Genomic DNA, 11,475 nt, shown 5'->3' with positions numbered 1-11,475 from the left:
GCCGGCGGCCTCCCACGACAGTGAAAGACCCCGGCTCATGCGCACTACGGGCTGGCCCGAAGTGTGTCTACTACTTGCGCCCTGCTTCGTAGGCGGCGCCGACCTTGTACAGGCGGTCATCCTTAAATGCCGGTGCCATGATCTGCAGGCCGGTGGGCAAGTTGGTGTCGGATGCCATTCCGGAAGGAACGGACATGCCGCACACGCCGGCGAGGTTCAACGGCAGGGTGCACAGGTCGAAGTTGTACATCTCCATCGGGTCCTCGACCTTCTCGTCCAGCTTGAAGGCTGTGGTCGGGGTGGTCGGAGAAACGAGGACATCGACCTGCTCGAAGGCACGCTCAAAGTCCTGTGCAATGAGGGTGCGAACACGCTGCGCTTGGAGGTAGTAGGCGTCATAGTAGCCGACGGACAGGGCGTAGGTACCCAGCATGATGCGGCGCTTGACCTCGGGGCCGAAGCCAGCCGCGCGGGACAGGGACATGACCTCTTCCGCAGAGTGGGTTCCATCATCACCCACGCGCAGGCCGTAGCGCATGCCGTCGAAGCGGGCCAGGTTGGAGGAGACCTCACACGGCATGATGAGGTAGTAGGCAGCGAGAGCGTCATCGAAGTGCGGGCAGTCGACCTCAACGATCTCTGCGCCCTGAGACTTCAGCTGCTCAACGGCTGCATGGTACGCCTCCATCACGCCCGGCTGCCAGCCATCGCGCTCGAATTGCTTGATCAGGCCAACCTTCACACCGGACAAATCGCCGTTAGCGCCCTCCTTGGCAGCGGCGACTACCGGCGCGACCGGCTTGTCCACGGAGGTGGCGTCGAAGGAGTCGTGGCCGGCAATGATTTCGTGCAGCAGTGCGGTATCCAGGACCGTGCGGGCGGTCGGACCAGCCTGGTCCAGGGAGCTTGCAGCGGCGATGAGGCCGTAGCGAGACACCGTGCCATAGGTCGGCTTTACGCCCACGGTGTTCGTCAGAGCGGCCGGCTGGCGAATAGAGCCACCGGTGTCGGTACCGATACCCAGCGGAGCCTGACCAGAAGCAAGGGCTGCCGCGGTACCACCACCGGAGCCGCCCGGAGTGCGCTCGGTGTCATACGGATTGTGGGCCGGACCATAAGCGGAGTTCTCGTTGGAGGAGCCCATCGCGAACTCATCGAGGTTCGTCTTACCCAGGATCGGAATACCGGCCTCGCGCAGCTTGGTCACCAGCGTGGCGTCATAGGGTGAGACCCAACCTTCCAGCATCTTGGAGGCGGCGGTTGTGGGGGCGTCGGTAGTCACCAGCAGGTCCTTGAGCGCCAGCGGCACGCCAGCCAGGGCAGAGGCTGGTTCTTCGCCGGCGTCGAGGGACTTATCGACGGCGTCGGCAGCCGCCAGCGCTTCCTCAGCACCAACGTGCAGGAAGGCGTTGAGTTCACCATCGGTCTCCGCGATTCGGTCCAGGAAGGCCTGAGTTACTTCGCGGGAGGTGAGCTCGCGGGAGTGAATCTTCTCAGCCAGCTCGGCGGCGGTCAGTGCGGTAATGCCCTCGGTGGGCGCAATGAATTGTGCCATTCTTATTCGTCTCCTCCACCCAGAATCTGCGGAACCATGAAGCGGTCATCCTCGGTCGCGGGCGCCTGATCCAGAGCCTGCTCAGCGGTGAGGGTGCGCACGATGACATCCTCACGCATCGGGGCGTTAACGGAGTGCGGGTGCGACATCGGCTCCACACCTTCAGCCTCGACCTTGCCAACCGCGGACACCGAGTCCACGATCTCGTCGATCTGCGCGGCGAACTGTTTTAGTTCTTCCTCGCTCAGGGCCAATCGCGACAGCTTTGCCAGGTGCGCGACCTCGTCACGCGAAATATCAGACACGCGAACTCCATCCTTTTATTCATTGAGACGGTTGATAGCTAAGCACCCATGGTACTGCACGGCTGGTGCCACGCCACCACCACTCCTCCCCCTACACACCACTGAAGCTATTGAATAGTATTCGATACGTTGGGTACCATCGATCAAGTTGTACAAACTATTCGCATCAGCGATTTCCCTACCTAGTCATCTTCCCCCAGAAAGAACGATATGTCGTATCTCGTCCGTGTCCTACTCCCTGACACTCCCGGCAGCCTTGGCCTCCTCGCCAACGCGATGGGCAGCATCGAGGCCGATATTCGTTCCGTGGATATCGTGGAGAATTTCCCGGACGGCACGGTCATGGATGACATCGTCCTCGATCTCCCCCAGTCCACCATGGCTGATGAGATCATCACCGCTGCACAGACCGTGGAGGGCGTAGAAGTTGACTCCATCCGCCCCTTCAGTGGACGCGTTGACCGCCGTGGGCAGATCCACGTGCTGGCTAAGGTGGCTTCGCAACGCAACGTCACCGCCGCTATGAAGGAAGTGTGCGCAGCGATTCCGAAGGCGCTGACCTCCAATTGGGCCATCGTCATTGCTAATGACGACAAGATCAGCCGCATTGCTGCCTCCGACGCCGCGCCTGCCGACGACGGCTCGATCCCCACCGACCTCAACATCACCTCGGCGCGCGTGCTCAATCCGGAGAAGGACACGTGGATTCCTGAGTCGTGGACGCTGATCGAATCCGCGCTGGCTGCCGCTCCCCTCGTGGGCACGAAGTATGTCGTCGTCATGGGCCGCGTCGGCGGGCCGGACTACCTTGCCTCCGAGGTCGAGCACTTGGGTGACTTAGGCGCTATCTTGGGCGCCTTCCTCACCTAGTTAGCAATGCGTTGAGTCCCGCGGCGACGTCAGGAACCACGTGGTCCACCTCGTCGGTAATCTGCGTTCCCGGGAACGTGAAGGACTCGGTGGCGATGGAATGCATCGAGAGATCGTTGAAGCTATCGCCGAAGGTGTAGAGTTCAGCTCCTTCGTGACCGAGGTGACCAAGCAACCGCGTCAAGCCCTCGCCCTTGTTTTGCCCGGGCGGCATGATGTCGTAAAAGTCACAGTTGAACGAGGACTCGACTGCACAATGCGCACGGACCCACTCGTCCACCTCGCGGCGCAACTCAGCGTTGCCTGGAATCCACAGGGACATGAGAACGGTGCTGCGCTTGGCGACGTCCCCCGGATCCACCACTTCCGTATTCGCCACCATCGAGGATTCCCGGCCAGCCAGACCGTCCCACGCCACCTGGTCGGCTCCAGACAAGCCAGTGAGGTAGATGTTCAACGGCAACCCGGTGAAACGGTCGATGACGGCTTGGACGATATCACTGGGCAGGTGCTCCTCGTGGAGGATGGAGTAATCGCCGTCTGTGATGACAGTGCCGTTGTAGAGCACGTGATAATCCAGCTCCACGCCGAATGGCTCGAGCGTGTTGCGTGCATTGGCGATGGACTTGCCCGTCGCGGAGATGGCGAGATTGCCAGCGTCCCGCCACGCGGTGATGGCTTCCTTTACGGCCTCAGTTATGTCTTCGTTGACGTAAACGGTTCCATCCATGTCCAAAGCCGCAATCTTCATGCCCCGTAGTGTATTAGACCTTTCACGGCCGAGTCCACCACCGCGGTGCACGCCTCCTGGATGTCGGGTTGCGCCCAGGGGAAGGTCAGGGAGACGTCGGCAAGCGCGTGCATAGGCAGGTCATTGTGACCATCACCTAAGGTGATGAGCTCAATCTCGGAACGCTCGCGGCTAAGATGTTCAAGCAGCCAAGTCAAGGCGAAGCCCTTGTTGTGGCCGGGCGGCGTGATATCGAAGAAGTTTCGGTTCATCGCGGTGCCGACGGGAAAGCGGTCCGTCACCCACTGCGCAATCTCTTTCTGTAGCTCTGGGTTACCCGGCGTCCAGGCGGCGACGAGGGGGAAGACTTCTTTTTCGATGTGCTCGGGTGAAACTGGAACGGGCTCGCTGATGATGGGATTGTGCACGCCCTCCACGTTGCGCACGAGGTGGCCGTCGGGGCCTTCCAAGCGCGTGCAATACAGGTCGAGCTTCGGAATATCACGAACCCGCTCATACACAGCACGGACCACCTCGGGCGGCACGTGGTTTTCGTAGAGCAGTTCATAGTCGCCATCCATGATGACGGTGCCGTTGCACAGCAGGAAGTAATCGAAGTCGACACCGAAAGGCTCAAGCGCACGCCGCGCCGAGTGCGACGACTTACCCGTGGCCACGACGGCGAGGTTGCCCGCAGCGCGCCACTGCGCAATGGCCTCTGGGACTTCCTCAGGCATATACCCATCGAAGTAGATGGTGCCGTCGAGGTCGAAGGCGGCTAGCTTCATGCCTCGCCCGTTTCCAGCAGACGGGTGAAGCCCTCTTCATCCAGGATGGTCAGCCCCAGATCGCGGGCCTTCTGTTCCTTGGATCCGGCATTCTCTCCGACCACGACGTAGTTCGTCTTCTTAGACACCGAACCGGATGCCTTTCCGCCGCGGGTGATAATGGCCTCCTTGGCCGAATCACGAGTGAAGTTCTCCAAGGTACCGGTCACCACCACGGTGATGCCTTCAAGGGTCTGCGCCGGCTTATCGCTGGCTTCCTCCTCCATGGTGACCCCGGCGGCGGTCCACTTCTGCACGATGTTGTCGTGCCAATCCACCTCGAACCACTGCTTGAAGGATTCCGCGATGATGGTGCCCACACCATCGGTATCCGCCAGCTCCTCGACCGATGCTGCGCGCAGCACTTCCATGGAGCCAAAGCGGGTGGCTAGTGCACGTGCCGCAATGGGGCCGACGTGGCGGATCGACAGCGCGACGAGCACCCTCCAGAATTCAGCCTGGCGGGCCGTCTTGAGGTTCTCCAGCAGCTTCTTACCCGAAGCATTGAGCGCGCCCTTCTGCGTGGTGTAGACCGAGGATTTGAGGAGTGCTTGTTCATCGAGATCGAAGAGGTCCGCCTCATCCTTGAGCACTCCGGAGGAAATCAGATCCGCGGCAGCCTTCTCCCCCAGCTCGCCAATGTCGAGCGCCTTGCGGGAGGCCAGGTATTCCAGGCGTGCCGCCAGCTGGGCCGGGCAGCTACGAGTGTTCGGGCAGCGCCAGTCCTGGTCGCCTTCCTTCTGCGGAGCCAGCTTCGTACCACAGGCAGGGCAATTCTCCGGAAAGACCCATTCAGTCTCGCTGCCATCGCGCTTGTCCAGAACGGGGCCGAGGACCTCAGGGATGATCTCTCCGGCCTTGCGGATGATGATGGTATCCCCGATGAGGACATTCTTGTTCTTGACCTCGAATTGGTTGTGCAGGGTGGCCATGGAAACGGTCGAGCCGGAGACGAAGACCGGCTCCATGATGGCGAAAGGCGTCACGCGCCCGGTACGTCCCACACCGACCTCGATGTTGAGCAGCTTGGTGGTGACCTCCTCCGGCGGGTATTTATAGGCAATAGCCCAGCGCGGCGCGCGCGAAGTCGCGCCCAAGGCGCGCTGGCTGGCCAGGTCATCGACCTTGATGACAAGCCCGTCCATTTCAAAGTAGGCGTCGTGGCGGTGCTCCTCCCAGTACGTGACCCGCTCTTGTACCTCCTTGGCTGTGGTGACCCGCTGGGTATAGGGAGACACCGGAAATCCCCAAGCCTCTAGGGCCTTGTAAGCATCGTGCTGCGAGGTGGGCTGGAATCCCTCGCGCGCGCCAATGCCGTGACAGACCATGTGGAGCCGACGCTTCTTGACGTCCTCTGGGTCCTTCATGCGCAGCCCGCCCGCCGCCGCATTACGGGGATTGGCAAAGGTGGGCTTGCCGTCTTCGCGGCGCGCGGAGTTGATCTCCTCAAACTCATCCGGGCGCATGTACACCTCGCCGCGGACCTCGACCAGGGAGGGAACCGGATACTCTTTGGTACCCGTCAGCTCGTGCGGGATATCGGGGATAACGCGTGCATTGGCGGTGATGTCCTCGCCCACACGACCATCACCGCGTGTGGCGGCCGTAGCGAGCTTGCCATCGCGGTAGACCAAATCAATGGACAGGCCATCAATCTTGAGCTCGGTCAGATAAGCCTCGGCCGGCGTGCGGTCCAGCCAGTCCTGCAGCTCATCCGCACTGAAGACGTTGTCCAAGCTGTACAGGCGCTCCAGGTGCTCGATGTCGACAGCACCTTCCGGCGCAGCACCGACCTGCTGGGTTGGCGAATCCGGGGTCTGCAGCTCCGGGTGCTCCGCCTCAAGCGCCAGCAAGCGCTGGAAGAGCGCGTCAAAGTCCGCATCCGGGATTGACGGCTCACCGTTGTAGTACAACTCACGGTGCTTGCGCACTTCCTGGGCAAGCTCGGACCATTCGCGTTGGATATCTACTGCATCACTCACGAGTCACTAGTGTAGCGGGGCTACCGGACATGCCTATGACCTGCGGATGGTCATTCTGCAAGAGTTCGTCCGTCATTCTGCAGCACTTCCACAGTGCGTGTCCGAGCCGGGCGCTAGAGTGTTGTCCATGAACTTCGACGCCACCCGCATGCTCTCCTTCGACCTCGAAACCACCTCCGTGAAGCCCAAAGAAGCCCGCATCGTCACCTCTGCCCTGGTGCGTATCGACGGGCGCGAAGTAGACAAGCGGGAAATGCTCGCCGACCCCGGCGTGGAGATCCCCGAGGAAGCCGCCAAGATTCACGGCATCACTACTGAGAAGGCCCGCGCGGAAGGTCGCCCCCACGAGGAGGTGCTCAAGGAGACGGTCGATTCCATCTATCGGGCCTGGGACGAGGGGCTCACGCTCATCGTCTACAACGCCGCCTACGATCTCTCCGTCTTGCGCGCGCTGACCGGGGACTTCACGGTCAACGGTCCGGTGTTCGATCCTTTCGTCATCGACCGCGTTAAGGACAAGTGGCGCAAGGGCAAGCGCACCTTGGAGGAGGTCTCCGCCCACTACGGCGTGGAGTTGAGCAACGCGCATGAGGCGACTGCCGACGCCCTCGCGGCCGCCCGCGTGGCCTGGAAACAGGTGCGCCAGCACTTCCCCGAGCTAGCACAGATGGATACCAACGAGCTCATGGAGTACCAGGCCGTCGAGTGGTACAAGGACCGCGAATCCTTCAAGAAGTACCTGGAAGGCCGCGGGCGGGACGCCTCGGATGTGTCCACCGCGTGGCCGATGATTTCTTAACTCCCACCCCCTCACCCAAATAGCACTTGCCAGTTTTCTAGAGTTCTGGAATTCTAGAAACCATGGAAACGACAGTCGAAGCACGCCTCGCCGAACTCGAAGCGCGCGTCGCCGCGCTTGAGGGGCGCACCACGCCCACCGACGCCGGCCCCGCATCCACCACTGGAGAAAGCTCGGCCTACTGGCTGGTCGACGCCCTCGCACCCAACGAGCAGTTTCCCGACGGCTCCATCATCTTTGGCGGCAACATAAACGTCGGCAAGCGCACTTATGCCTATCAATGGCAGCGCCCCACGAACTTCGTCACCGACGAGGATTGGGCAGAAAACCTCGAGCGCCTATCCGCCCTTGCCCATCCAGTCCGCGGCGAAATCCTGCGCCGCCTGCTCGCCGCACCCGCGACAGCCGCAGAGCTTGTCGAAGAAGACATCGTCTCCTCTACCGGCACCGCCTACCACCACTTGAGCGCGCTGACCCATGCAGGCTGGACCACGAAGTCTGGCGGCGAGTATTCCATCCGCCCCGCCCGAGTTATCCCCCTTCTCACCATCATCACCGCGAGCGAGGACCACTAATGCGTAGAATATCCCTAGCCGTCATCGCTGCCATTGCCGTTGCAGCCATCCTGCTCATCACGGGGCCGCAAAGAATTGCTCTGGCACAAGACAAAACTGGCGACGAAGCCTTAGCTGCCCAGTTGGAAGAGCACTCAGAGTCCGGCTTCCACAACCTCACTGCCTTTACCCTCCAGGACGGCAAGGTCACCTTTGCGGGACTGGGCAGCGACGAGCACACGGAGGTCGAAATCGGCTCCGTGACCAAGATGTTCACTGGCGAACTGGCCCACCAGCTCGTCGAAGAGGAAAAACTGAGAACTGACACCACTGTGGGCGAGGTCCTCAATGTTGGCGATGCGCCCGTCGCTGACGTCACCGTCCAAGAATTGCTCGACCACACCTCTGGCCTACCGCGACTGGCGAGCGCGAGCCTCCTCAGCAATCTCGCCTCGGGTGTCACCGGCTCGAACCCCTATGAAGGCGAGACCGTAGAGGACATCGTGGCTGCCGCCACGGAGGCCGAACTAAAAGACCGCGGTAAAGAATCCTATTCAAACCTTGGCTATGGGCTCCTGGGCCACATGCTCGAGACCGTTGACGGGCAACCTTATGAACAGATGCTCAAAGAACGCATCTTCGAGCCAGTTGGCATGACAGAGACCTATCTCATGACGCCGGGCTCAGTACCTGACGACGCTCCACGCGGCCTAACCCCCACCGGCCGCCACGCTGAGCCGTGGGAGATGGAAGGCTCCGCACCCGCGGGAGCCATCCGCTCCACGGCAAGTGACATGGCCAAGTTCGCCGAGTGGTTCATGGACAACGGCGATACCGACTACGGCTGGCAGCCTCCCAGCGAAAACAATGCTGGGTACTGGCACAACGGCGGTACATACGGTTACTCGACGATGCTCATCATCGAACCAGAGACCAAACGCGCTGCCTTCGCCAACAACGATTCCCTCGCCGGTACCGAAGACCTCGCCCAAGCTCTATTCGACGAGCTCGGATCCTAAGGAGACACCGTGTTACTCACCATCAGCATGATCGTTATCATCGCCTCCCTTCTATGGTCCGCATGGAAGGCATTCACCACCCCAGGGAAGACAGTCCCGCGCGTTGTTTCCGTAGCAATCACTGCCTTCGTCATCGTGCTCATCGGATATACCTTGCCCTGGAATGCGGACCTCCATTTCTTCTGGTGGTATGGCCTCGTCGCCGCATGTGCTGTGTACGCCGGTGCGGTGGCCTGGCGGGCTATGGATTCGAAGCCCGCAAGCACAATCTAAGTCCTCCCGTAGACTGACGTTATGACTGCTCCCGCTTACCGCACGGTCCATATCCACGACGTCAATCCCTCCGTAATTGCCACCCTTCAGAAGCGCGCTGACGCCGCTGAAGTTTCCTTGGAAAACTACCTGCGCGATCTCCTGACGACCACAGCTTCACGCCCTGAATTTTCGCCGCGTCCCAGCGTCCAGGAAAAGCTCGCGGAGCTCACCCAGCGTGACCCTATAGCTATAAACGGCGATTTTGACATCGTCGGCGCCATTCGGGCGGGGCGGGACGCCTAATTCCACCTGGGGGACGAAAGTCTCCCAAATCTCCGCTTTTAGAAAAGTCTCCCAAATCTCCCAATGCCCTAGGATTGAGACTATGTCCCCACATGAGAACCCATTCCGCCCCACCTTCGGCGTTCCACCACTCTTTTGGGTTGGGCGCACGGCAGTGCTCGACACCTTCCGGGCTGCACTCGACTCCCAGCCGGGCAGCCCGGGCCGCTCGCTCATCATCAGCGGTGCCCGCGGTATCGGTAAGACGGTTTTGCTCAATGAGCTCGAAGATATCGCTTCTAGCCGCGGGTGGATTACCCTGCGGGCCTCGGGACGCAGCTCCATGGTGGAGGAACTCGTGGACACCACCATCCCGCGCATTATGGACAAGCTGGCCCCAGCGGATAAGAGCAAGGTCAACCGCGTGGGGATCGGTGGTGTGGCAACCATTGGCATCCAGCACAACACCGAGGAAGCCTATAAACCCACGCTCAACACCCGCCTGCGCGAGCTTTTAGGTCTGCTCAAAGGCACTGGCGTGCTGCTGACCATCGACGAGGTCCAGGACGCCGACGCCGAGGACCTCACCTCCCTCGCCGTGACATACCAGGACTTGGTGCGCGATGAGCTCGATGTCGCTATTGTCGCCGCGGGCCTTCCGCAGGGAGTCAACCGCCTGCTGGACCTGCCGGGTGTGACCTTCCTGCGCCGCGCGCAGAAGTTCGTTCTGGGGCCGCTCTCCCCCGCGAACGCCGAGGTAGCGTTCACCGAGACCGCCGCGCAGTCCCGGCTCGAATTCACCGAGGATGCGGTTGCGGCTGCGGTGCGGCTGTCCCGAGGCTACCCCTACATGGTGCAGCTGGTGGGCTCATTGGCCTGGGGAAAGGCGCAGCGCGAGGGTGGAAGCCGCATCGAGGAGGGTGACGTCGCGGCAGTGTCAGCCGAGGCGATCTCGGTTCTCGGCGCCCAGGTCCACCAGCCCGCTACCCTGGCGCTTCCGCCAGCGCAGCGCCTCTTCCTCGAAGCGATGAGCGCGGTTATGGAGAACGGCACGGCGGAAATCAAGAACATCGCCGCTCACCAGGACCGGACGGTGCGCTCACTGTCGGCCACGCGCCAAAGGCTTATCGACGCCGACCTGATCGAGCCCACCGCACACGGCCAACTCCAGTTCGTCATCCCTTATATGGAGGCCTACTTCACCGCGACGGACAGCCTGGGGAGGATTGATTAAAAGGGAAATTGGGGAAGCAAAACTAGCCGCAATCCCAGTAAAAGACAGCACCATCGGCCCTGCCAGTGTTTTCGGAGCGGTACACGACAGCCTCGCCAGCCTGCATTTTCTTCAATGCGTCCGGGTGCAGAAATACGTGGGCCACACCGAGGTCACCCCACATGGCCTCGAAAGGAAGCTCTTCTTCTTCCAGATATGTGGAATCGATTTCTAGGAAGTGAACGTACCCTTCAGGCTGCGTAGGGTCTTGTGCGAAGGCTGGGAAACCGCCAAGCATAATGTCGCTTTGGTTTCTGGCTGCGGCTCGCAACTCAACCAGCTCGTCAAAGTAATCAAACTCTTCAAGAAAGTCATCGCCTTTTCTAGACTTCAAAGCCTCGTACACTGCATAGTCGGTGGGAGGGACCATTGCCACTGCACTAGACAAGGAGATCGGAGAGTTCATAACCTCCCCAAGATCCTTGCTAAACGGGGAACAAAAATCCTCGTGCTTTTCATCGAAGGCAGCAGGCTCCGCGGTATGAGGTCCAGGAAAGCTGTGGTTGCCAAAGCCTTCCGCAGGCTCAGGGATATAGCGAATTTCCATGCCATCGCCAGGCGAATCCGAATCGAAACCGCCGAAGAACGGATCAGCACCGACGAAGAGTTGAAAAATTCCTGACTCCGGAATCAATCCGTCGAGAGTTGCTTCGCTTTCCGACGCCCCCTCCGCACGCACATGACAGACAATATCGGCAAAATTTAGCTGAATGATATGGAGTAATGGCTGACCGTTCTTTGAAATGGGCCATGTCGAACCTTCCGGAAGATACGGTCTACCTCCGAAGTACGAGCCATGTTCGGTGGGAGTGCCGTTGGAGTAGGGAAGGACGACGCCTGGCTTGGCAAGTTGGATTAGGTCATCGGCATCTTCGGAGACGAGCTCTCCGGACTCGATCATCGAACGTAACGCTTTAACCTGTGCTGTGAACTCTGGCATGGCAGGTGGTTCTTTCTCTAGGACAACGAGGGATTTAATCAGGGATTATCCTTCAAAAGAAAGCATGCTGCAATAGATATCTAG

General features: G+C 60.5%; 13 protein-coding genes. 7 read left to right on the top strand and 6 right to left on the bottom strand.

What is annotated here, in order from left to right; genetic code table 11:
* Positions 1–70: 70 nt before the first annotated feature.
* Together gatA and gatC are read right to left on the bottom strand one after the other, a co-directional pair.
* Positions 71–1,555, bottom strand: coding sequence for an Asp-tRNA(Asn)/Glu-tRNA(Gln) amidotransferase subunit GatA (gene gatA, locus HMPREF2932_RS09505; RefSeq protein WP_071410057.1), 1,485 nt, complete (start codon positions 1,553–1,555; stop codon positions 71–73).
* A gap of 2 nt (positions 1,556–1,557) precedes the next feature.
* Positions 1,558–1,860 carry an Asp-tRNA(Asn)/Glu-tRNA(Gln) amidotransferase subunit GatC gene (gene gatC, locus HMPREF2932_RS09500; protein ID WP_046649343.1) on the bottom strand — a complete coding sequence of 101 codons (303 nt, stop codon included), beginning with the start codon at positions 1,858–1,860 and terminating at the stop codon, positions 1,558–1,560.
* 210 nt (positions 1,861–2,070) lie between these two features.
* On the opposite strand from gatC, the gene HMPREF2932_RS09495 reads away from it, so the two are divergent.
* A complete protein-coding gene (locus HMPREF2932_RS09495; protein ID WP_046649342.1) occupies positions 2,071–2,730 on the top strand; it encodes an ACT domain-containing protein in 660 nt (219 codons plus the stop codon).
* Here the strand turns inward: HMPREF2932_RS09495 and HMPREF2932_RS09490 are convergent.
* The 3 genes from HMPREF2932_RS09490 to ligA are packed head-to-tail and all read right to left on the bottom strand — an operon-like array spanning position 2,723 to position 6,269.
* A complete protein-coding gene (locus tag HMPREF2932_RS09490; RefSeq protein ID WP_071410056.1) occupies positions 2,723–3,481 on the bottom strand; it encodes an HAD family hydrolase in 759 nt (252 codons plus the stop codon). The genes HMPREF2932_RS09495 and HMPREF2932_RS09490 overlap by 8 nt on opposite strands.
* A complete protein-coding gene (locus HMPREF2932_RS09485; RefSeq protein ID WP_070547390.1) occupies positions 3,478–4,248 on the bottom strand; it encodes an HAD family hydrolase in 771 nt (256 codons plus the stop codon). The genes HMPREF2932_RS09490 and HMPREF2932_RS09485 overlap by 4 nt, the downstream gene beginning before the upstream one ends.
* Complete coding sequence (gene ligA, locus HMPREF2932_RS09480) at positions 4,245–6,269, bottom strand: NAD-dependent DNA ligase LigA (protein ID WP_070515613.1); 2,025 nt, start codon at positions 6,267–6,269, stop codon at positions 4,245–4,247. Before ligA ends, HMPREF2932_RS09485 begins: the two co-directional genes overlap by 4 nt.
* A gap of 127 nt (positions 6,270–6,396) precedes the next feature.
* Here ligA and HMPREF2932_RS09475 point away from each other — a divergent pair, with 127 nt between their 5' ends.
* The 6 genes from HMPREF2932_RS09475 (at position 6,397) to HMPREF2932_RS09450 (ending at position 10,412) form a co-directional block, all read left to right on the top strand.
* Positions 6,397–7,068, top strand: a complete 672-nt coding sequence (locus tag HMPREF2932_RS09475; RefSeq protein ID WP_070711005.1) for a 3'-5' exonuclease — start codon at positions 6,397–6,399, stop codon at positions 7,066–7,068.
* 62 nt (positions 7,069–7,130) lie between these two features.
* Positions 7,131–7,643, top strand: a complete 513-nt coding sequence (locus HMPREF2932_RS09470) for an ArsR/SmtB family transcription factor (protein WP_071410055.1) — start codon at positions 7,131–7,133, stop codon at positions 7,641–7,643.
* Positions 7,643–8,641, top strand: coding sequence for a serine hydrolase domain-containing protein (locus HMPREF2932_RS09465; protein ID WP_071410054.1), 999 nt, complete (start codon positions 7,643–7,645; stop codon positions 8,639–8,641). Before HMPREF2932_RS09470 ends, HMPREF2932_RS09465 begins: the two co-directional genes overlap by 1 nt.
* Positions 8,642–8,650: 9 nt before the next feature.
* Entirely contained in the window at positions 8,651–8,914 is a 264-nt protein-coding gene (locus tag HMPREF2932_RS09460) for a hypothetical protein (protein ID WP_049157231.1), read from the top strand.
* A gap of 21 nt (positions 8,915–8,935) precedes the next feature.
* Positions 8,936–9,199 (top strand): hypothetical protein, encoded by a 264-nt coding sequence (locus HMPREF2932_RS09455; RefSeq protein WP_049157232.1) that lies wholly within the window; start codon positions 8,936–8,938, stop codon positions 9,197–9,199.
* Positions 9,200–9,281: 82 nt separating this feature from the next.
* Positions 9,282–10,412: an ATP-binding protein gene (locus tag HMPREF2932_RS09450; RefSeq protein WP_071410053.1), complete on the top strand. Its 1,131-nt coding sequence runs from the start codon at positions 9,282–9,284 to the stop codon at positions 10,410–10,412.
* A gap of 22 nt (positions 10,413–10,434) precedes the next feature.
* On the opposite strand, the gene HMPREF2932_RS09445 is transcribed toward HMPREF2932_RS09450, so the two are convergent.
* Complete coding sequence (locus HMPREF2932_RS09445; RefSeq protein ID WP_046649330.1) at positions 10,435–11,391, bottom strand: DUF1963 domain-containing protein; 957 nt, start codon at positions 11,389–11,391, stop codon at positions 10,435–10,437.
* Positions 11,392–11,475: the final 84 nt, after the last annotated feature.

Source organism: Corynebacterium sp. HMSC074H12, from assembly GCF_001813755.1.
Taxonomy (GTDB): Bacteria; Actinomycetota; Actinomycetes; order Mycobacteriales; family Mycobacteriaceae; genus Corynebacterium; species Corynebacterium hiratae.
Note: the sequence above shows the minus strand (reverse complement) of the source record. Positions and strands in the feature narration are given on the sequence as shown.